20 protein-coding genes are annotated in these 18,278 nt (G+C 69.1%); 14 read left to right on the top strand and 6 right to left on the bottom strand.

The window, feature by feature from the left end:
- The first annotated feature begins 27 nt into the window (after nucleotides 1-27).
- Genes CLU95_RS10120 through CLU95_RS10130 form a run of 3 tightly spaced genes read left to right on the top strand, consistent with a single transcriptional unit; the run spans nucleotide 28 to nucleotide 3,296 of the window.
- Nucleotides 28-1,020 (top strand): Bug family tripartite tricarboxylate transporter substrate binding protein, encoded by a 993-nt coding sequence (locus tag CLU95_RS10120; RefSeq protein WP_099792736.1) that lies wholly within the window; start codon nucleotides 28-30, stop codon nucleotides 1,018-1,020.
- Between the two features lie 5 nt (nucleotides 1,021-1,025).
- On the top strand, nucleotides 1,026-2,765 hold the full coding sequence (locus tag CLU95_RS10125) for an acyl-CoA dehydrogenase family protein (RefSeq protein ID WP_099792738.1): 1,740 nt from the start codon (nucleotides 1,026-1,028) through the stop codon (nucleotides 2,763-2,765).
- Between the two features lie 36 nt (nucleotides 2,766-2,801).
- Nucleotides 2,802-3,296: a MarR family winged helix-turn-helix transcriptional regulator gene (locus CLU95_RS10130; RefSeq protein ID WP_099792740.1), complete on the top strand. Its 495-nt coding sequence runs from the start codon at nucleotides 2,802-2,804 to the stop codon at nucleotides 3,294-3,296.
- Nucleotides 3,297-3,319: 23 nt separating this feature from the next.
- On the opposite strand, the gene CLU95_RS10135 is transcribed toward CLU95_RS10130, so the two are convergent.
- Nucleotides 3,320-3,973, bottom strand: coding sequence for a TetR/AcrR family transcriptional regulator (locus CLU95_RS10135; protein WP_099792742.1), 654 nt, complete (start codon nucleotides 3,971-3,973; stop codon nucleotides 3,320-3,322).
- A gap of 121 nt (nucleotides 3,974-4,094) precedes the next feature.
- Here CLU95_RS10135 and CLU95_RS10140 point away from each other — a divergent pair, with 121 nt between their 5' ends.
- The 5 genes from CLU95_RS10140 to CLU95_RS10160 all read left to right on the top strand — a co-directional run bounded on the left by CLU95_RS10140 (nucleotide 4,095) and on the right by CLU95_RS10160 (nucleotide 7,536).
- The gene (locus CLU95_RS10140; protein WP_099792744.1) at nucleotides 4,095-4,535 is read left to right on the top strand and encodes a VOC family protein; all 441 of its coding nucleotides are present in this window, start codon (nucleotides 4,095-4,097) and stop codon (nucleotides 4,533-4,535) included.
- Between the two features lie 46 nt (nucleotides 4,536-4,581).
- Complete coding sequence (locus CLU95_RS10145; protein ID WP_099792746.1) at nucleotides 4,582-5,109, top strand: SRPBCC family protein; 528 nt, start codon at nucleotides 4,582-4,584, stop codon at nucleotides 5,107-5,109.
- A gap of 47 nt (nucleotides 5,110-5,156) precedes the next feature.
- Nucleotides 5,157-5,576, top strand: coding sequence for a VOC family protein (locus CLU95_RS10150; protein WP_099792748.1), 420 nt, complete (start codon nucleotides 5,157-5,159; stop codon nucleotides 5,574-5,576).
- Nucleotides 5,577-5,624: 48 nt separating this feature from the next.
- A complete protein-coding gene (locus CLU95_RS10155) occupies nucleotides 5,625-7,100 on the top strand; it encodes a DHA2 family efflux MFS transporter permease subunit (RefSeq protein WP_099792750.1) in 1,476 nt (491 codons plus the stop codon).
- Between the two features lie 73 nt (nucleotides 7,101-7,173).
- Nucleotides 7,174-7,536: a DUF1428 domain-containing protein gene (locus tag CLU95_RS10160; RefSeq protein ID WP_099792752.1), complete on the top strand. Its 363-nt coding sequence runs from the start codon at nucleotides 7,174-7,176 to the stop codon at nucleotides 7,534-7,536.
- Nucleotides 7,537-7,542: 6 nt separating this feature from the next.
- Here CLU95_RS10160 and CLU95_RS10165 read toward each other — a convergent pair whose 3' ends face one another.
- Nucleotides 7,543-8,301: a sulfite exporter TauE/SafE family protein gene (locus CLU95_RS10165; RefSeq protein ID WP_099792754.1), complete on the bottom strand. Its 759-nt coding sequence runs from the start codon at nucleotides 8,299-8,301 to the stop codon at nucleotides 7,543-7,545.
- 173 nt (nucleotides 8,302-8,474) lie between these two features.
- Between CLU95_RS10165 and CLU95_RS10170 the strand changes: the two genes are divergently transcribed.
- The 4 genes from CLU95_RS10170 to CLU95_RS10185 all read left to right on the top strand — a co-directional run bounded on the left by CLU95_RS10170 (nucleotide 8,475) and on the right by CLU95_RS10185 (nucleotide 12,447).
- Entirely contained in the window at nucleotides 8,475-9,257 is a 783-nt protein-coding gene (locus CLU95_RS10170; RefSeq protein ID WP_099792756.1) for a FadR/GntR family transcriptional regulator, read from the top strand.
- Nucleotides 9,258-9,373: 116 nt separating this feature from the next.
- Nucleotides 9,374-10,786 (top strand): amidase family protein, encoded by a 1,413-nt coding sequence (locus tag CLU95_RS10175; protein ID WP_099792758.1) that lies wholly within the window; start codon nucleotides 9,374-9,376, stop codon nucleotides 10,784-10,786.
- A gap of 47 nt (nucleotides 10,787-10,833) precedes the next feature.
- Nucleotides 10,834-11,838 (top strand): Bug family tripartite tricarboxylate transporter substrate binding protein, encoded by a 1,005-nt coding sequence (locus tag CLU95_RS10180; protein WP_099792760.1) that lies wholly within the window; start codon nucleotides 10,834-10,836, stop codon nucleotides 11,836-11,838.
- Between the two features lie 135 nt (nucleotides 11,839-11,973).
- Nucleotides 11,974-12,447, top strand: coding sequence for a DoxX family protein (locus tag CLU95_RS10185; RefSeq protein ID WP_099792762.1), 474 nt, complete (start codon nucleotides 11,974-11,976; stop codon nucleotides 12,445-12,447).
- A gap of 9 nt (nucleotides 12,448-12,456) precedes the next feature.
- On the opposite strand, the gene CLU95_RS10190 is transcribed toward CLU95_RS10185, so the two are convergent.
- Nucleotides 12,457-13,170 (bottom strand): Crp/Fnr family transcriptional regulator, encoded by a 714-nt coding sequence (locus CLU95_RS10190; protein WP_257214585.1) that lies wholly within the window; start codon nucleotides 13,168-13,170, stop codon nucleotides 12,457-12,459.
- 55 nt (nucleotides 13,171-13,225) lie between these two features.
- Between CLU95_RS10190 and CLU95_RS10195 the strand changes: the two genes are divergently transcribed.
- Together CLU95_RS10195 and CLU95_RS10200 are read left to right on the top strand one after the other, a co-directional pair.
- Nucleotides 13,226-14,884, top strand: coding sequence for an adenylate/guanylate cyclase domain-containing protein (locus tag CLU95_RS10195; protein WP_099792766.1), 1,659 nt, complete (start codon nucleotides 13,226-13,228; stop codon nucleotides 14,882-14,884).
- A gap of 120 nt (nucleotides 14,885-15,004) precedes the next feature.
- A complete protein-coding gene (locus CLU95_RS10200) occupies nucleotides 15,005-15,364 on the top strand; it encodes an alpha/beta hydrolase (protein WP_099792768.1) in 360 nt (119 codons plus the stop codon).
- 6 nt (nucleotides 15,365-15,370) lie between these two features.
- Here CLU95_RS10200 and rtcA read toward each other — a convergent pair whose 3' ends face one another.
- From rtcA to CLU95_RS10215, 3 genes are read right to left on the bottom strand one after another with little or no spacing between them, the layout of a single operon-like run.
- Nucleotides 15,371-16,477 (bottom strand): RNA 3'-terminal phosphate cyclase, encoded by a 1,107-nt coding sequence (gene rtcA, locus CLU95_RS10205; protein WP_099792770.1) that lies wholly within the window; start codon nucleotides 16,475-16,477, stop codon nucleotides 15,371-15,373.
- Nucleotides 16,478-16,500: 23 nt separating this feature from the next.
- A complete protein-coding gene (locus CLU95_RS10210; RefSeq protein WP_099797202.1) occupies nucleotides 16,501-16,854 on the bottom strand; it encodes a zinc-ribbon domain-containing protein in 354 nt (117 codons plus the stop codon).
- 14 nt (nucleotides 16,855-16,868) lie between these two features.
- Entirely contained in the window at nucleotides 16,869-18,233 is a 1,365-nt protein-coding gene (locus CLU95_RS10215; RefSeq protein WP_099792772.1) for a hypothetical protein, read from the bottom strand.
- Between the last annotated feature and the right edge of the window lie 45 nt (nucleotides 18,234-18,278).

Genomic DNA, 18,278 nt, shown 5'->3' on the forward strand with positions numbered 1-18,278 from the left:
CCCCGCAGACAACCAGGAGACAAGACCATGACCACTCGACGCCAACTCATGACGGCGCTCGGCGGCACCGCCGCGCTCGCCGCTTTGCATCCCCTTGCCGCACTCGCCCAGGCGGTGCAGCAGCAGGTGAAGATCTACTACGGCTTCCCGGCCGGCAGCGCGGGCGACAGTGTGGCCCGCCGCGTGGCCGACAAGCTGGGCAACACGCCCTTCACCACCACCAACCCGGTGGTCGAGAACAAGCCCGGCGCGGGCGGGCGCATCGCGCTCGACACGCTGAAGACCTCGCCGGCCGATGGCTCCGTGCTGTGTCTCGCGCAGGCCTCGGCGCTGTCGATCTACCCGCACATCTACACCAAGCTCAGCTACGCCATCCCCGACTTCGCGCCCATCTCCATCGGCGCCGTCATGACGCACGGCCTGGCCGTCGGACCGATGGTGCCGGCCAGCGTGAAGACGCTGAAGGACTACATCGCCTGGGCCAAGGCCAACCCCGGCCAGGCCAGCTACGGCTCGCCGGGCGCGGGTTCCACGCCGCACTTCCTGGGCGCGCTGCTGGGCCTGAGCACCGGCGCCGACCTGCGTCACGTGCCCTACCGCGGTTCGCTGCCCGGCATCAACGACGTGGTGGGCGGCCAGATCGCCTCGTGCCTCACGCCGGCCGGCGACTGCCTGCCGTTCGCCAAGGCCGGCAAGCTGCGCGTGCTCGCCACCTCGGGTGCGCAGCGCCCCGCCTACCTGCCCGACGTGCCCACCTTCACCGAGCAGGGCTTCCCCGAGATCGTCGCCGACGAGTGGTTCGGTTTCTTCGCACCCGCCAAGACGCCGGCCGCGACCATCGCTGTCGCGAGCACCGCGATCCAGGCCGCGCTGAAGGACAAGGCCGTGGCCGACGGCCTGCTGTCGGTCGGCCTGATCGCGCACGGTTCCTCGCCCGAGGAGATGAAGAAGTCGCTGCAGTCCGAGTACGAGCGCTGGGGTCCGCTGGTCAAGAAGATCGGCTTCACCGCCGAGTCCTGAACCCGATGCACTACCAGCCCCGCCCCGACGACGTCCGCTTTCTTTTGAACGCGGTGCTCGATGCGCCCACGCGCCTGCGTGCACTCGCGCCCTTCTCGGAGGTCGACGAGGCGCTGCAGTCGCAGGTGCTCGAGGAAGCCGCGCGCTTCGTCGGCGAGGTGATCGCGCCGATCAATCGCGAGGGCGATGAGGTCGGCTGCCGCTTCGACAACGGCGAAGTGGTCACACCACCGGGCTTTCGCGCGGCCTACCAGGCCTTCGTGGACGGCGGCTGGCCGGCGCTGTCGGCCGCCACCGAAGACGGCGGCCAGGGCCTGCCTGCGGTGCTGGAGGCCATCCTCTACGAATGGCTCAGCGCCGCGAACCACGGCTTCACCATGGCGCCGGGGCTGTTGCACGGCGCGTACGCCTGCCTCAAGCACCACGGCAGCGACGAACTGAAGGGCCGCTATCTGCAGAAGATCGCGACCGGCGAATGGCTCGCGACCATGTGCCTCACCGAAGCCCATGCCGGCAGCGACCTTGGCCAGGTGCGCACGCGCGCCACGGCACAGGCCGACGGCAGCGTGCGCGTGAACGGCAGCAAGATCTTCATTTCAGGCGGCGAGCACGACCTCACGCCGAACATCGTGCACCTCGTGCTGTGCCGCCTGCCCGATGCACCAGCCGGACCCAAGGGCCTGTCGTTGGCGCTCGTGCCCAAGGTGCTGCCCGACGGCGCGCGCAACGCAGTGCACTGCGAGCGCATCGAGGAAAAGATGGGCCTGCACGGCAGCCCGACCTGCACGATGCGTTTCGACGACGCCACGGGCTGGCTGGTCGGCGAGCCCGGGCGCGGGCTGGCCGCGATGTTCGTGATGATGAATGCGGCGCGCCTGCATGTGGCGCTGCAAGGCATCGGCCTGCTCGATGCCGCTTGGCAGAAGGCCGATGCCTATGCCGCCGAGCGCCGCCAGATGCGCGCGCCCGGCGCCGTGCCCGCGAGCCGTGGCAGCGAGGCGGCCGACCTGATCGCCGAGCACCCGGCCGTGCGCCGCATCCTCGACACCCAGCGCGCCTGGATCGACGGCTCGCGCGCGCTGGCCTACCGCAGCGCGCTGATGCTCGACATCGCCACGCACGACGCCGACCCCAAGGCGCGCGAGCGCGCGCAGCGCTGGTGCTCGCTCGTCACGCCCGTGCTCAAAGCTGCCTGCACACACCAGGCCTTCCACGGCGCCAGCGAATGCCTGCAGGTGTTCGGCGGCCACGGCTACGTGCGCGAATGGGGCGTCGAGCAGGTGGTGCGCGACGCGCGCGTGACGATGATCTACGAGGGCACCAACGAGATCCAGGCGATCGACCTGCTGGTGCGCAAGGTGCTGCCCGACGGCGGCGCAGCGCTGTCGGCCGTGCTGCTCGAGCTGCGCGACACGCTCGACGCTTCGCGCGAGGCCGATGCCGACGTGCAGCGCCGGCTGGCACAGCTGCGTTACCTGGGCACCACGGTGGCGATGGCGGCGCACGCCAACCCCGTGCTGCCATACGAAGTGGCCGACGACTTCCTGCGCGTGGTGATGCTCACGCTGATGGCGTGGGCCTGGGCCCGCATCGAAGTGGCTGCGCCGGCCGATGCCGGGCGCATTCGCGCCGCGGCAGCGTTTCGGCGCTGGGTGCTGCCCGAATTCGAGATGCGCCTGGGCATCGTCAAGCGGGCTTGTGAGGGTGTCGCACTGGCGCATTCCGCACAAGAGGCGTCACGCTAGTTGTTCGAGAAAGCAACGCGCGGTTACGCTCGCCGCATGCCTCCTCCCTCCGCGAAAAAAACGTCTGCCAAGACCGACACCACCGCCGCGCCGTCTCCCCGGTCGGATCGGCTCGACGCCCGCGTGCTCGAAGGGCTGGTCGGCTACAACGCCCGCCGCGCCTGGCTCATCGTGAGCACCGTGTTCGCCGACCGCATGGCGCCCTACGGTCTCAAGCAGATCGACTTCTCGGTGCTCTCCTTGCTGGCGCACAACCCGGGCGCCACCTCGCGGCAGCTGTGCAACACGCTGGACATCCTGCCGCCCAACCTCGTGAGCCTGGTGGCCGCGCTTGACAGCCGCGGCCTCATCGAGCGCCGGCCGCATCCGCACGACGGCCGCGCCGTCGGCCTGCACCTCACGCCGACCGGCGAGACGCTCATTCGCGAGGCCGAACAGGCCGTGGTGCAGCTGGAAACCGAAGCCAGCAGCCGCCTGAGCACGCGCGAGCGCGAGACGCTGATCAAGCTGCTGCAGAAGATCTATCTCTGATCTCTGAACACTGAGCGCCGCCGCTACAGGCCGCGTTCCACCATGTCGATCAGGCGCTGTCCGAGCGCATACGCGGCCGTCGCGTCGACCCCGCGCAGCGGGCCGTCGATGATGAGCAGCGCCAGCCCGTGCACCGCCGACCACGCGAGGTATTCGGCGTCGGGGCGCCGTGCCGGGTCGAGCAAACCCGCATCCACGAGTCGGTCGACCGCCGCGCCCAGCAACTCGAACGGGTTCATGCCGCTGGCGCCCGCGCCGTCGGGACCGACGTCGCCCTGCGCGTCTTCCGACACCACGAAGGCGGTGCGGAACAGCCCCGGCTGCGCCTGCGCAAAACGCAGGTAAGCGGTGCCGATGGCGCGCACCTGCGCGCGCGCGAAGTCGGCGGGCGGCTGGTCGCAGGGCAGCACGGCGAGTTCGCCTTCCATCGCCTTGGCCGCCTCCGACAAGGCCGCGGCGCGCACCGCCAGCAGCAGGTCGTGTCGGCTGGCGAAGTGGCGGTAGGCCGCATTCGGCACCACGCCCACGCGGCGCGTGGCCTCGCGCAGCACCACCGCATCGGGGCCCCCATCCCGCGCCAGTTCGATGCCGGCATCCAGCAGCGCACGGCGCAGATCGCCATGGCGGTAGGTGCTGCGCGCGGGCGGCAGGCTTTCGGGAACGTTGCTGAGCTTCATCACTTCTCCATGTGGACACTGTCCATTATCTCTGCTATTCTTTGTGGACGGTGTACACAAAGTAATCCCATTGTTTTCGCGCAGACCCGTTGTGCCCGTGAATCAACCCAAAGGAAACGCCATGAAAGTCCAGTCTTACCTGTCCTTCGAAGGTCGTTGCGACGAAGCAATCGCCTTCTACAAAAAGGCGCTCGGCGCCGAAGTCGTGCAGCTGATGCGCTACAGCGATGCGCCGGCCGGCGGCCCCGCGGGCAACCCCGACGCCGGGTGCGCCGGCGGCATGCCCGGCCCCGACAAGGTGATGCATTCGGTGGTGCGCGTCGGCGACACCGAACTCATGCTGTCCGACGGCAGTTGCTCGGGCCACGCGGAGTTCAAGGGAATCATGCTGTCGCTCACCGCGCACAGCGATGCCGACGCCCGCCAATGGTTCGACGCGCTGGCCGATGGCGGCCAGGTGATCCAGCCACTGATGCCGACCTTCTTCACCTCCAACTTCGGCATGCTCAGCGACCGCTTCGGCGTGGGCTGGCTGATGGTGGTGGCCCCGCCCGCCGCGTGATGCGCGAGGGCTTGCTCTTCACTCTTCCCACACGCTTTTTTTCATCATGCTCAAGACCATCGTCCTCGCCGTGCTCGCGCTGATTGCCGCACTGCTCATCTACGGCGCCACCCGGCCCGACACCTTCCGCGTCGAGCGCACCACGCGCATCGATGCACCGGCCGAAAAGATCTTTCCGCTGATCGACGACTTCCACCGCTGGGGCGCATGGTCGCCCTACGAAAAGCTCGACCCGGCCATGAAGCGCAGCTACGGCGGCGCCGCCAGCGGCAAGGGCGCGACCTACGCCTGGGAAGGCAACGGCAAGGCCGGCGCGGGCACGATGGAAATCACCGAGTCGCAACCGGCGTCCAAGGTCGCGATCAAGCTCGACTTCATCAAGCCCTTCGAAGGCCACAACACGGCCGAGTTCACGCTGCAGCCGCAGGGCGGCGCCACGCAGGTCACCTGGGCCATGTACGGCCCGAGCCCCTACATGGCCAAGCTCATGGGCATCTTCTTCAACATGGACCAGATGATCGGCAAGGACTTCGAGGCGGGCCTGGCCAATCTGAAGAGCGCAACCGAGAAGTAACCGCCTCGTCTCCTCATCGACTCCCCTCAACCATCCAAGGAACTCTCATGTCCCCCATCAACGCTTACCTCACGTTCGACGGCAACGCTGCCGAGGCCATGCGCTTCTACGAGAAGACGCTGCGCGGCACCATGCAGATGATGATGACCGTCGGCGAAGCGCCCGGCACCGAGCAGATGCCGGCCGACGCCAAGAAGCGGATCATGCATGCGTCGCTGGTCTACGGCGACGGCATCCTCATGGCCTCCGACTCCATGCCGGGCCAGCCCTTCGACGGCATGAAGGGCTTCGGCGTCGCGCTCACGCTCGACACCGTGGCCGAAGCGCGGCGCATCTTCGACGCCTTCGCCGACGGCGGCTCGATCGGCATGCCCTTCGAGAAGACCTTCTGGGTGGAAGCCTTCGGCATGGTGACCGACCGCTTCGGCACGCCGTGGCTGATCAACGGCGGCAAGCCGCTGGTCTGAGCGGAGTCGCCCCTCTCTCCTTTCCCTTCTTCGCAGGAAGCACCTTCCATGACCGAAACCCTCGACAACCGAAAGCGCTGGCTCGCCCTGATGGTGCTGTGCCTGGGCGTGCTGATGATCGTGCTCGACACCACGATCGTGAACGTGGCGTTGCCTTCGATCCGCACCGACCTCGGCTTTTCCGAGACGTCATTGGTCTGGGTGGTGAACGCCTACATGCTGACCTTCGGCGGCTTCCTGCTGCTGGGCGGCCGGCTGGGCGACCTGTACGGCCACCGCCGCGTGTTCCTCGCGGGCCTGGTGCTGTTCACGCTGGCCTCGCTGGCCTGCGGGGTCTCGACCTCGCAGGGCCTGCTGGTGGCGGCGCGCGCAGTGCAGGGCCTGGGCGGCGCGGTGGTGTCGGCCGTGGCGCTCTCGCTGATCATGAACCTGTTCACCGAGCCGGCCGACCGCGCCAAGGCGATGGGCGTGTACGGCTTCGTGTGCGCGGGCGGCGGCAGCATCGGCGTGCTGCTGGGCGGCCTGCTCACGAGCACGCTGAGCTGGCACTGGATCTTCCTGGTCAACCTGCCGATCGGCGTGGCCGTGTACGCACTGTGCGTGGCGCTGCTGCCGAACGCGCGCGGCCATGCGCATGGCGAGAAGCTCGACGTGGCCGGCGCCATCACCGTCACCGCGTCGCTGATGCTCGCGGTGTACGGCGTGGTCAACGGCAACGAGGCGGGCTGGGGCTCCACGCAGACGGTCGGCCTGCTCGGCGCGGCCGTGGTGCTGATGGCGGCCTTCATCGCCATCGAGGCGCGCGTGCAGCATCCGCTGATGCCGCTGGGCTTGTTCAAGCTGCGCAGCGTGTCGGTGGCCAACGTGGTGGGCGTGCTGTGGGCCGCGGCCATGTTCGCGTGGTTCTTCATCTCGGCGCTGTACATGCAGCTGGTGCTGCAGTACACGCCGATGCAGATCGGGCTGGCCTTCCTGCCGGCCAACGTGATCATGGCGGTGTTCTCGCTCGGCCTCTCCGCCAAGATCGTGATGCGCTTCGGCATCCGCAAGCCGCTGGCGGCGGGCCTGTGGCTCGCGGCCATCGGGCTGGCGCTGTTCGCGCGCGCGCCGGTCAACGGCAGCTTCGTGCTCGACGTGCTGCCCGGCATGGTGCTGCTCGGCCTGGGCGCGGGCATGGCCTTCAACCCGGTGCTGTTGGCGGCCATGAGCGAGGTCGACCCGGCCGACTCGGGCCTGGCCTCGGGCGTGGTCAACACCGCCTTCATGATGGGCGGCGCCCTGGGCCTGGCCGTGCTGGCCAGCGCCGCGGCGGCCCGCACCGCCAACATGGCCACCGCCGGCGCACAGTTGCCGCTGGCGCTCACCGGTGGCTACAACCTGGCATTCCTTGTCGGCGCCGTGTTCGCGGCGGCGGCGGGTCTGATCGGGGTCTTGCTGCTTCGCCCGGCCTCGCCGGGACACACCCACAACAACAGCGAAGCAACGTCGGCCCCGGGCGCGGCGGGTAACACGGCGTCGTCGTGAACGCGACGGCGCCATGCAGCCCCCGCTTTTTTTCCTTTTTCAACGTTTCTATCCCTTATTCAGGAGAACAGACATGGCTCGTTATGTGGACGGATTCATCGTCGCCATTCCCACCAAGAACGTCGACGCCTACCGCAAGCTCTCGCGCAAGTCCGGAAAGATCTGGATGGAGCACGGCGCGCTCGAATACGTGGAATGCATCGCCGACGACGTGAAGCCCGGCAAGCTCACCTCGTTCCCGCAAAGCGTGAAGCTCAAGGCCGACGAGACCGTGGCCTTCTCGTGGATCACCTACAAGTCGCGCAAGCACCGCGACGCGGTGAACAAGAAGGTCTTCGCAGACCCGCGCCTGGAGGCCATGATGGACCTGAAGAATCTGCCGTTCGACGGCAAGCGGATGATCTTCGGCGGCTTCAAATCTATCGTCGAGTTCTGAGCATGCTCAGGCCAGGAAGCCGTCATAGACGAGCTTGAGGCCTGTGAGCAGCATGCCCAGATAGACGAAGCGATAGAACCACGTCGCATCGATGCGGCGTGCGATGCGGATGCCGATCCACACGCCCAGCGGTGCGATCGGCATCAGCACGAGCGAGGTGGCCAGCGTGCGAAAGTCGAGCAGGCCGAGCCACGCGTAGGGAATCCACTTGCTGAGATTCACCACGAAGAAGAAGTAGGCCATCGTCGCCGTGAACACCACCGGCTTGAGCCGCAGCGGGATCACGTAGGCATTGATCGGCGGCCCGCCCGCATGCGCGATGAAGCTGGTGAAGCCCGACACCGCCGTCAGCACCGCACCCACCGCGCGCGACGGCAGCGGGTCGTTCGGCTTGGGCGGAAACGCCAGGCGCTGCGCCAGGAACACCAGCGTGAACACGCCCACGATGCCCGCCACCGTGTGGGCCGAGAGCACGCGAAACAGCAGCGTGCCGATCACCGTGCCGACCAGCCCGAACGGAATCAGGAACTTCAGCAGCGAGCGGTCGAAGTCGCGCCGGAACGCGGCCAGCCCCAGCAGGTCCATGAGCAGCAACAGCGGCATCAGGATGGCCGCCGCCTGCGGCACGGTGACGGCCAGCGCCATCATCGGCACGGCCAGCGATCCGAAACCGGCGCCGAAGCCGCTCTTGCTGATGCCGAGCAGCAGCACGGCGGGAACGGCGACCGCGTAGAACGACGGGTCGGTGATGACGGGAAAAACCATGGGGAAATGCAGCGCAGAAAAAAGCCCGCCAGGGGCAGGCGGGCCGTGCGGGAGCGTAGCAGGAAGCCCGATTTCCTGCCGACGGCCCGCCCGGCACACGCCGCGCGGGACAACCCGCTTGACAGCGTTTCCCAGATTTATGACATTTATGATCATAAATACCCGAAACGCAGATGCCCCCTTCCCAACCCAAGCCCTCGCTCACGCGCGACAAGCGCGTGAAACGTTCCGACCAGGTGGTCGACAACATCAAGCGCTGGGTCGTCCAGACCCAACAGCAGGTCGGCAACAAGCTGCCGCAGGAGAAAGAGCTGATCGAGCAGCTCGGCGTGTCGCGCGGCACGGTGCGCGAGGCGCTGGCCGCGCTGCAAGTGCAGGGGCTGGTGGCGATCAGCACCGGCCCCAACGGCGGCGCCACGCTCACGCAGGCCTCGTACGAGCAGTGCCTGCAGGCGGTGTCGAACTTCCTGTACTTCCAGCCGGTCGACATCACGATGCTGTACGCGCTGCGGCGCGTGGTCGAGCCTGAGCTGGCCGCCAACGTGGCCACGCGCCTCACCGAGGCCGACCTGGCCGCGCTGGAGGCGCTGATCGGCCACAGCCATCCGGCGCACGGCGGCAGCGACGACTGGAACGAGCGCCGCGAGGCCGACCTGCTCTTTCACGACCGCCTCACCGAAGCCTGCAGCAGCCCCTTTCTCGCGCTGGTCTGCCGCCTGCTCAACGACGTGATCCGCCGCGTGATCATCGTGCGCAACGCGCTCACGGAGTTCGACCAGTTCGACGAGGAAATGGTGCACAGCCACACCGACCTGCTCGACGCGCTGCGCGCCCGCGACCCGGTGCGCGCGCGCGAGGTCATGCGCGTGCACATGGAGCACGCCGAAGCCCTGGCCCTCGAGGCCGAATCCCGCGTCGACCGCGGCAGCCTGCTCATGAAGAAACCGACCGGCTGACGCCCGCGCGGCGCGCGCTGATCCGCCGCCGCCCTCTTCCCTGCTCTCTATTGCCTTCACCCCGGTTGCGCCGGGGTGCGGGGTTTCCTTTGCCTGAACTTTCCCTGACACTGACCATGACTTCATCCCCCGCCCTCTGGCAGCGCAGTGCCGCCCACATCGCCGACGCCGTGCGCCGCCGCGAGGTGTCCTGCCGCGAAGTGACGACCAGCGTGCTCGCGCGCATCGCCGAGCTCAACCCGCGCCTCAATGCCCTGGCCGAGGTGCTGGCCGACGAGGCCCTGGCCAGCGCCGACGCCGCCGACGCGCGCACCCTGCGCGGCGAAGCGCTCGGCCCGCTGCATGGCGTGCCGGTCAGCATCAAGGTCAACGTGGACCAGGCCGGCCATGCCACCACCAACGGCGTGATCCCGCTGAAGGACCACATCGCCCGCGAAGACGCGCCGGTGGTGGCGCACTGGCGCAGCGCGGGTGCCGTCATCGTGGGGCGCAGCAACACCGCGACCTACTCGTCGCGCTGGTTCACCGACAACGGCGTGCACGGCCGCACGCTGAACCCGTGGGACGCGGCCGTCACCCCCGGCGGCTCCAGCGGCGGTGCGGCCTCGGCGGTGGCCAGCGGCATGGGCGCGCTGGCGCACGGCAACGACATCGGCGGCTCGATCCGCTACCCCGCGTACGCCTGCGGCGTGGCCGGCCTGCGCCCCACGGCCGGCCGCGTGCCAGCCTTCAACCCGAGCGCGACGAGCGAGCGCGGCATCACGCCGCAGCTCATGTCGGTGCAAGGGCCGCTGGCGCGCAGCATCGCCGACCTGCGCCTGGGCTACGAGGCCATGGCACGTCCCGACGCGCGCGACCCGAACTGGGTGCCGATGCCGCACGACCTGCCGCGCCCCGCCGGCCCGATCCGCGTGGCGCTGTTCAAGCGCACGCCGGGCATTCCGGTCGACCCGGCCGTCACGCAAGCGCTGGACGACGCCGCGCGCTGGCTGCAGCAGGCGGGCTACGAGGTCGACGAAGCGGAGCTGCCGCTCTTCCACGAGGCCGCCACCCTGTGGCGCACGCTGACCGTGGACGACAGCCGCCGCAACATCATCGCGGGCGTCGAGCAGCATGGCGACGACATCATGCAGCGCAGCCAGCGCTACATGCTCGAAGGCATGGCCGAGACCGATCGCGACGGTTTTCTCGACGCACTCGCGCGGCGCCAAGCGCTGCTGCGCAGCTGGTCGGTGTTCATGCAGACCCACCCGCTCGTGCTGATGCCCGTGTCGTGGCAGCGCCCCTGCCCGCAGGACGAAGACATCGCGAGCCTGGAGCGCGCTCGCGCCCTCATCGACGCCCAGAGCCCGCTGCTCGCCACCGCCGCGCTGGGCATGCCCGGCCTCGCGGTGCCCACCGGCATGGCCGGCGGCGCACCCATCGGCGTGCAGCTGCTCGCCTGGCGCTTCCGCGAAGACCTGCTGCTGGAGGCCGGCCAGGTGCTCGAAGACGCCGCCCGCTTCACGCCGCTGGTCGCGCAGCCCTGAGCTTTCTTTCGGTTCCCCTACTTATTCCAACCACCCGGAGACTTTCGATGAACCCCTTCTCTTTCCCCCACGGCCCGGCGCTCTCACGGCGCGGCCTCATCCGCGCGGCAGCGGCCACAGGTCTGGGCGGCCTGCTGCCGTACGGCGCGAACGCGCAGCCGGCGGTCAACCGCCTGATCGTGCCCTTCCCGGCCGGCGGCCCGGCCGACTTCATGGGCCGGCTGCTGTCCGAAAAGCTCAAGGACGAACTCGGCCGCCCGGTCATGGTCGACAACCGCCCCGGCGCCGGCACGCGCCTTGCGGCCGAGGTGCTGAAGAACGCGCCCGCCGACGGCACCACCATGCTGCTGGCGCCGGTCGACCCGATGTTCATCGGCCCCGCCATCTACGCCAACATGCGCTTCAACCCGGCCACCGACTTCAAGCCCGTGAGCGACGTGAGCGGCATCCAGTTCGGCCTGGCCGTGAGCGCCACGTCGCCGGTGAAGACGCTGGCCCAGTTCGTCCAGGCCGCCAAGGCCAACCCCGACCAGGGCTCGATCGGCATCACCACCGTGGGCTCGCTGCTGCACTTCCTGGCGATGGACTTCGTGGCCCTGTCGCGCAGCGGCGCCACCCTGGTGCCCTACCGCGGCGGCGCGGCCATGGTCACCGAGCTGATCGGCGGCCAGGTGGCCTCGGGCATGGACGCCACCACCACGCTCACCGAGTACCACCGCGCGGGCAAGCTGCGCGTGCTGGCCGTGGCCGGCGACAAGCGCGCCGACGGCCTGCCCGACGTGCCGACCTTCGCCGAGTCGGGCTACCCGACGCTCGTCGCCTCGTCGCGCTACGTGCTCTACGCCCACGCGAACACGGCCCCCGCCACGCTGGCGCAGTGGAACCGGGCCGTGCGCAAGGTGCTGGCGATGCCCGACGTGCGCGAAAAGCTCGGCCGCGTGGGCTACGACCTGCTGCCCGGCGCGTCGAGCGAAGAGGTCGTGCGCTACACCGACGCGCTGGCCGCACGCTGGCTGCCGGTGATCAAGGCCTCGGGCTACAAGGGCGACTGACGCCGGGCGGCGGCGAACCCAACCGCCAAAGAGTGTGCGTAAACGCACCGACCGGCGGCGGACGGCTCGCCACACTGGCATGGCAACCGCCGCAGTCCGTGGCGACCTTCCTTTCTTTCCTTTCAAGGATTCGCCATGAACACCCGGGCTGCCCCCATCGCCTCCGCCGCTTCGGCGTCTTCCTCTTCGTCGTTCCTTGCCACGCCGGCTGCCCGCGACGACGCCGGCAAGCTGGTGCTGCGCGTATCGGTCGGCGTGCTGATGCTGCTGCACGGCATCTTCAAGCTCTCGGCCGGCGTCGGCTTCATCAGCGGCATGCTGGCCAAGGCCGGCCTGCCGGGCGGGCTGGCCTACCTCGTGTTCGTGGGCGAGATCGTCGCGCCGCTGCTGATGATCGCGGGCGTCTGGACGCGCGCCGCCGCCGCCGTGGTCGTCATCAACATGCTCGTGGCCTTCGGCCTCGTGCACATGGCCGACCTGTTCGCGCTGACCAAGCAAGGCGGCTGGGCGCTGGAACTGCAGGGCCTGTACCTGTTCGGCGCGCTGAGCGTGGCGCTGATGGGCGCCGGGCGCCTGAGCGTCGCCGGCCCGAACGGCCGCTGGAACTGATCGACCCGGTCAGTCGCCGCGCACCTGCGACACCATCTGCGCGAGGCGTTCGGCATCGGCCACCACCAGCGCCTTGGCGTCCTTGCGCAGCACGCCGCTGCGCACCAGCGTGTTGAGTTCGCGGGTCACCTGCTCGCGGTTGGTGCTGATCTGGCTGGCCAGCGCCGCGTGCTTGGGCGCGGGCTCCAGCCGGGCCTCGTTGCCGTCGATGCCCGCCTCGCGCGCCAGGCGCAGCAGTTCGGCATGCAGGCGGTTCTGCACGCCGAGCGTGCTCAGGTCGATCACCCGCTCCGACAGCTGCCGCACCAGCGCGGCCAGCCGCTGCATCACGCGCTCGGCCACCAGCGGCTCCTCGCGCAGCAGCGCCAGGAAGGCGGTGCGGTCCAGGCTGGCGACCACGCAGGGTTCGAGCGTGACCACGTCGGCCGAACGCGGCCCGCCGTCCAAAGCGGCGATGTCGCCGAAATGCGCGCCGGCTTCCGAATCGCGGAAGGTCACCTGCCGGCCGTTGGCTGCGTAGGTCGTCACCCGCACCCGGCCCGAGACCAGCAGGAACACCTCGCCCTGCAGGTCGGCGCGCAGCATCAGCGGCTTGCCGGCCGCCACGCTGTGCCACAGGCACTGGCGCGCCAGATGGTCGAAGCGGTCGTCGGACAGGCCTTCGAGCAGCGCGATGCGGCGCAGCGCGAGGCTGGAGCGGGGGGTGGGTTCGGGTAGGGCCATGCCGGTGGTCGTTGAGGCGCGCGCATTATGCTCGGGTGCCGCTTCGAACCCGTTCATGGACAGACGTTCCCCACCTCCCGCTTTTTCACTGAGGACGCCGACACGGCGCAACCTCCGCTGGGCGAGCGGGCTGGTGCTGATGGCCTACATCACGGCGCACCTGCTGAACCATTCGCTGGGCATCGTCTCCTTCACCGCGGCCGAGACCGTGCTGCGCGGCGTGCAGAAGTTCTGGCACAGCCTGCCCGGCACGCTGCTGCTGTACGGCGCCGCCCTCACCCACCTTGCACTCGCCGTGGCCGCGCTGTGGGAGCGCCGCACCCTGCGCATGCCGCCGCTCGAAGCCTTGCGCGTGCTGCTGGGCTTTGCGCTGCCGCTGCTGCTGGCCACCCACCTCACCGCCATGCGCGGCGCGTACCTGGCCTACGGCATCGAGGGCTCGTACGTGCGCGTGGTCTGGGGCCTGTGGGACCTGGCCGGTGCGGGCGCGCAGCTGGGCATGATGCTCGCCGCCTGGGCCCACGGCTGCCTCGGCCTGCACTTTGCGCTGCGCGTGCGCCCGCTCTACCGCCGCCTGTTCGCGCCGCTGCTCGCCATCGCCGTGCTGCTGCCGGTGACCGCCGCGATGGGCTTCGTCTCGATGGGGCGCGAGTTCCAGTGGACCGGCGTGCCGCCCGTCACGCTGCCGACGCCCGAACAGGGCCGCGCACTCAACGCCGCCGAGACGAACCTCAAGCTCTACTACGCATTGGCCTTGCTGGCCCTGCTCGCGGCCTACGCGGCGCGCAGCCGGCTCGCCCGACGCGCCAGCGGTGCCACCGTGGCGTTGCGCTACCCCGACCGCACCGTGCACGTGCCGCCCGGCTGGAGCGTGCTCGAAGCCAGCCGCTCGCACGGCATCGCGCATGTGTCGATCTGCGGCGGGCGCGCGCGCTGCTCGACCTGCCGCGTGCGCGTGAGCGGCCCGCCCGAACACATCGGCACGCCGGGCCGCGACGAGCAGCGCACGCTCGACCGCGTGCGCGCCCCGCACGACGTGCGGCTGGCCTGCCAGCTGCGCCCGCGCGGCAGCATCGAGGTGACGCCGCTGTTCGCACCGCTGCCGCGCGAAGGCCGGCCGGCGCCGGTCGGCCGCTTCGGGCACGAGCGCGACGTGGCCATCCTGTTCGTCGACCTGCGGCGCTGGTCGGGCCTCTCGGAGCGGCAGTGGCCCTTCGACCTCGCCTACGTGCTCGACCGCTACTTCGCCATCGTGGGCGCTGCCGTGCGCGAGAGCGGCGGCGTGCCCAACCAGTTCATCGGCGACAGCGTGATGGCCATCTTCGGCCTCGAGAGCGACCTGCCCACCGCCTGCCGGCAGGCACTGCGCGCCACCGAGCTCATCGGCGAGCGCATGGAGGCATGGAACGTCGACTTCCAGGCCCAGTTCGGCCAGCAGCTGGACTTCGGCATGGGCCTGCACGCCGGGCGCGCGGCCGTCGGCGAGGTCGGCTACCTCGAGACCACCACCTTCACCGCCATCGGCGAAGTGGTGAACACCGCGAGCCGCCTGCAGGACCATTCCAAGACCGCCTCGGCGCGGCTCGTGGTCTCGCAGTTCGCGGCGCAACAGGCCGGCGCCGAAGAGACGCTGGGGCCGGTCGACACGCTGAACGTGCGCGGGCGCTCCGAGCCGCTGACCGTGATGTATTCGCGCGCTTCAAACACGCCCTGAGCGTCGTCACCTGCCGGATTCGGTGCGCAAACGCACAGCGCCTTCCGCGATGCGGTTTCACACTGCAGCTTGTGGCAACGACGACTGTCCGCCGCCCACAGACTCAAGGGAAAACGCATCATGAACAGCAAGCAACTCCTCGCCATCTCCGCCGCCGCTTTTGCCCTGCTGGGCACCGCCGGTGCAGCCCACGCCGAAACGTATGAAGGCGTGCATGCCCTCACCTCGGCCGCCAGCCGTGCCGACGTGCGCACCGAAGCCGTCGCCGCCGCGCGCAATGGCAACGAGTACTCGGACGCCGCTGCCGAAGGCACCGTCGCCGTGACCTCCACGCTCGACCGCCAGGCCGTGCGCGACCAGGCCGTGGCCGCTGCCCACAACCCGCTGCAAAGCCTGGACCGCCGCGCCTTCTACCGCGACGAAGTGCCCTCCGCCTACAAGAAGCCGGCCGTGAGCTTCACGCGCCAGGCCGGCCTGTAATCCCCCTCACGACGCCACCACCTGCACCCGCGCCGCGCGCGGGCCTGCAGCTTCTTCGGTGATCGTGAAGCGCACCGGCAGGAAGCGCTCGATCACCGCGCAGTTCGTGCGCGTGTGCGGCGTCACTTCGCTGCAGGTGAACGCGCCCGACTGCCCCGGTTGCCGGAACACCGCGAGTGCCAGCAGCAGCGCGAGCTGGTCGGCCAGGTGCGGCCCCACGGCCGCGTCCTCGTGCTTCTGGAACGCGCGCACCTCCTTCACGAGGCCGTGCGCCACCTGCTCCGCGCTCAGCGTCTTCTCGCCGAAGGCAGTGAACACCTCGGTGAGGTGCGCGTAGGCCAGCGTCACCAACAGCGCATTGCCCGGCCCCTCGTTCTGGCGCGTCGGCACCGTGCGCAGTTGCTCGGCTTGCGCCGACCAGCCCATCGCCGCACCCACCGTTTCGAGTTCGCGCGCCGCCACGTGGCGCGGCAGCCCGGGCGCCAGGCACTCGGTATGACCCGCCAGCAGTTCGCCGCGCGAGAGCAGATCAAACGCTTGCAGCCGCGCGCCTTCCACCGCCGGCACGATCGTCGCGTCGACCTCGCCGCCACCGGCCGGATAGAAGCCGCAACGGCGCAGCTCGAGCTGCAGGTCGCCGCCGAGGCGACGCACCAGCGGCGCAAACGCACGCTCCAGAAAGTGGAACGGCGGCGCCATCGGGTTGTGCGTGCCACCGCTCAGCCGCAGCCGGCTCACCTGCCCCGCGGGTTGCAGCAGCAGCGGCGGCAGCACGGTCTGCAGCACCAGCATGCAGCTGCCCGCGCCGGCGATCGCAAAGCGGTAGTCGCCCGCACGCACCGGCCCCGGCACGAAGCGCAGCGACTGCGAGCCCAGCTCGGCGCCTTCGACCTGCGCGCCGCTGATCTCCGCGGCCGCATGCACGCATGCCAGGTGCTGACGCATCAGGCCCGGCTTGGCGCGGCCCGCGCGGATCTTCGCGATGGTGAGCGGCCGGCCCGTGACCATCGACAGCGCGAGGCCGGTGCGCAGGATCTGGCCGCCGCCTTCGCCTTGGGAGCCGTCGAGTTCGACGGCATCGAGCGCTCGTTGTTCTTCTTGTGCTTCCGTCATCGGGACACGTCTTTCTTTCTTGTTCAGTCGTTTGTCGTTGTTCTTGTTCGCGGCGTTCCGAGCCGGCATGCGCGACAGCGCACCGCCGTGCTGTGGATGCTGCCGAGCGCCACCTCGTACCACCACTTCTGCTGCTTGGCCGTCCACACCTCTTGCGCGCCGCAATCGCGGCAGGTGAACGCCTTGTCGACGTAGAAGGTCGGCAGCGGGCCATAAGTGTTGTTGTGCGCGGGCAGCAGGGCCGTGTCAGCAGCGACCATGCCTTCGGCACGCAGCAGGCGTGCATCGGCGTGGCGCTGCTGCAATGCCACGGCGCGCGCTGCGCGGTCGAGGCGGTGCGCTTTGATCTCGGCGCGGCGTTGCTTGTTGCTTTTCATCAGCGCAATGTTCTTCAAATAATCCGAAATGCACGCAGGTGAAGCTCAACTTCACTCGGGAAACCATAGGGAAGAAGAGCGCGTGGGCGTCCCTGGGACAGCAGTTCTTCTCTTCGGCTCCAGAAAGCAGCCAGGGCAGCCCTCTGCGTTTCCTTCGGAGGCACGTAGCAATTGGCCATCGCCTTGCACCACGAATCGACTTCAATGGTCACGGCATGGCAGAGGTCGCCGGAAAGGTCCCCTCTCTCCATGAGCGCCATGACAAAAAGCAAGCGATCCCAGGGCGATCCGGACCTGAGCATTGCCATGACCTCCGTTGCGACCTCCTGACGTTCCAGACCCATGCGCATCAGCGCATCCGGACGAGGCAGCGATGCGCCGCGCCGGATGTGCTCGACCGCGAGGCGACGTACCTTCGGCGAAGCGTCTGCGAGGATCTCCATCAATTCCTTGTCGACCTCTTCGTCTTTCGCGACCGAGAGCACGAGCCACCTGGCAAGGCGCCGCAACGGCACCACTTTCGACGCTTGCAACAAACGGGCATACCCCGTCGCGCGCGAGTCCTGAAGCAAGTGCAGAACATGAAGGGCAGCCGTCTTTCGCGCGTCGACTTGGGCGAGTTCCAGGATCTCCGTCGCGCGACTGGCGAACTCATCCCTGCTCGCGGCCAGCGAATTCACCACCAGCGATCGCACGACCGCGCTCGTGTCGAAGCACATGGATCGGGCAAACCGCTGCACATCGAAGTCTTTCTCGCCCAGAAGCACCCGGGTGGCCTCTGCCCGCACGCGCGGCAGGCATGCACGGGAAGCGACCTCGAAAAACTTGCGCCTGTCCGATGACGACCGCAGCCGGTCCGCCGCGTTGAGGCAAAGCTGCGCCGTCGGCGGGTCGCGTGAGAGCACACCTTGCGTCAGCAGCTCGAGAAACACCAGGTCGTCGTTCGCCCGCTGGAGACGAAGCGTGAAGATCCAACGCCGCATGGCATCGTCGAGCAGCGGTGCCTGACGCTCGAGCTCGCCGGTGTTGCGGGCAAAAAAATCCTCGATGGCGGCCCGCAGCGCGCGCAGGTCGGTCCTGCGGATGCGATAGGCGAACGCCAGCTCCGGCAAGGCATGTGCCCAATGGCCAACGAACTCGTCGCGCATGAAGGAGACGAGGCCCTTCTTTGCAGCCTCGCCCACCCCCGGCACCCAGTCGTCGACACACACAAGCAGGATGGCGATGGCCCGCGGGTCCTGACGCCGCACCAGTTCGGCAACGACGGCTTCGCGCTGATAGCCGTCATAGGAGCGTGCAAGCTCTTTCAACTCGCTGAATGCGAGCGCACTCGCATCCAGCGTCGGCACCGCCTCGGTTCTACTTTTCCACCATGTCATCGCAATGTCCTTTTCTCGGCGCTTTGAACTTGCGCCGCCTCCCGC

The sequence above is a fragment of the Variovorax sp. 54 genome (assembly GCF_002754375.1).
Taxonomy (GTDB): Bacteria; Pseudomonadota; Gammaproteobacteria; order Burkholderiales; family Burkholderiaceae_C; genus Variovorax.

Excerpts from the sequence above, each read along its gene's own strand:
- CLU95_RS10135 (WP_099792742.1), bottom strand. The coding sequence starts at position 3,973 with ATGAAGCTCAGCAACGTTCCCGAAAGCCTGCCGCCCGCGCGCAGCACC.
- CLU95_RS10195 (WP_099792766.1), top strand. The coding sequence starts at position 13,226 with ATGGACAGACGTTCCCCACCTCCCGCTTTTTCACTGAGGACGCCGACA.
- CLU95_RS10145 (WP_099792746.1), top strand. The coding sequence starts at position 4,582 with ATGCTCAAGACCATCGTCCTCGCCGTGCTCGCGCTGATTGCCGCACTG.
- CLU95_RS10165 (WP_099792754.1), bottom strand. The coding sequence starts at position 8,301 with ATGGTTTTTCCCGTCATCACCGACCCGTCGTTCTACGCGGTCGCCGTT.
- CLU95_RS10160 (WP_099792752.1), top strand. The coding sequence starts at position 7,174 with ATGGCTCGTTATGTGGACGGATTCATCGTCGCCATTCCCACCAAGAAC.
- CLU95_RS10210 (WP_099797202.1), bottom strand. The coding sequence starts at position 16,854 with ATGAAAAGCAACAAGCAACGCCGCGCCGAGATCAAAGCGCACCGCCTC.
- CLU95_RS10120 (WP_099792736.1), top strand. The coding sequence starts at position 28 with ATGACCACTCGACGCCAACTCATGACGGCGCTCGGCGGCACCGCCGCG.
- CLU95_RS10155 (WP_099792750.1), top strand. The coding sequence starts at position 5,625 with ATGACCGAAACCCTCGACAACCGAAAGCGCTGGCTCGCCCTGATGGTG.
- CLU95_RS10125 (WP_099792738.1), top strand. The coding sequence starts at position 1,026 with ATGCACTACCAGCCCCGCCCCGACGACGTCCGCTTTCTTTTGAACGCG.
- CLU95_RS10175 (WP_099792758.1), top strand. The coding sequence starts at position 9,374 with ATGACTTCATCCCCCGCCCTCTGGCAGCGCAGTGCCGCCCACATCGCC.
- CLU95_RS10215 (WP_099792772.1), bottom strand. The coding sequence starts at position 18,233 with ATGACATGGTGGAAAAGTAGAACCGAGGCGGTGCCGACGCTGGATGCG.
- CLU95_RS10180 (WP_099792760.1), top strand. The coding sequence starts at position 10,834 with ATGAACCCCTTCTCTTTCCCCCACGGCCCGGCGCTCTCACGGCGCGGC.
- CLU95_RS10130 (WP_099792740.1), top strand. The coding sequence starts at position 2,802 with ATGCCTCCTCCCTCCGCGAAAAAAACGTCTGCCAAGACCGACACCACC.
- CLU95_RS10185 (WP_099792762.1), top strand. The coding sequence starts at position 11,974 with ATGAACACCCGGGCTGCCCCCATCGCCTCCGCCGCTTCGGCGTCTTCC.
- CLU95_RS10150 (WP_099792748.1), top strand. The coding sequence starts at position 5,157 with ATGTCCCCCATCAACGCTTACCTCACGTTCGACGGCAACGCTGCCGAG.
- CLU95_RS10190 (WP_257214585.1), bottom strand. The coding sequence starts at position 13,170 with ATGGCCCTACCCGAACCCACCCCCCGCTCCAGCCTCGCGCTGCGCCGC.
- CLU95_RS10140 (WP_099792744.1), top strand. The coding sequence starts at position 4,095 with ATGAAAGTCCAGTCTTACCTGTCCTTCGAAGGTCGTTGCGACGAAGCA.
- CLU95_RS10170 (WP_099792756.1), top strand. The coding sequence starts at position 8,475 with ATGCCCCCTTCCCAACCCAAGCCCTCGCTCACGCGCGACAAGCGCGTG.
- CLU95_RS10200 (WP_099792768.1), top strand. The coding sequence starts at position 15,005 with ATGAACAGCAAGCAACTCCTCGCCATCTCCGCCGCCGCTTTTGCCCTG.
- rtcA (WP_099792770.1), bottom strand. The coding sequence starts at position 16,477 with ATGACGGAAGCACAAGAAGAACAACGAGCGCTCGATGCCGTCGAACTC.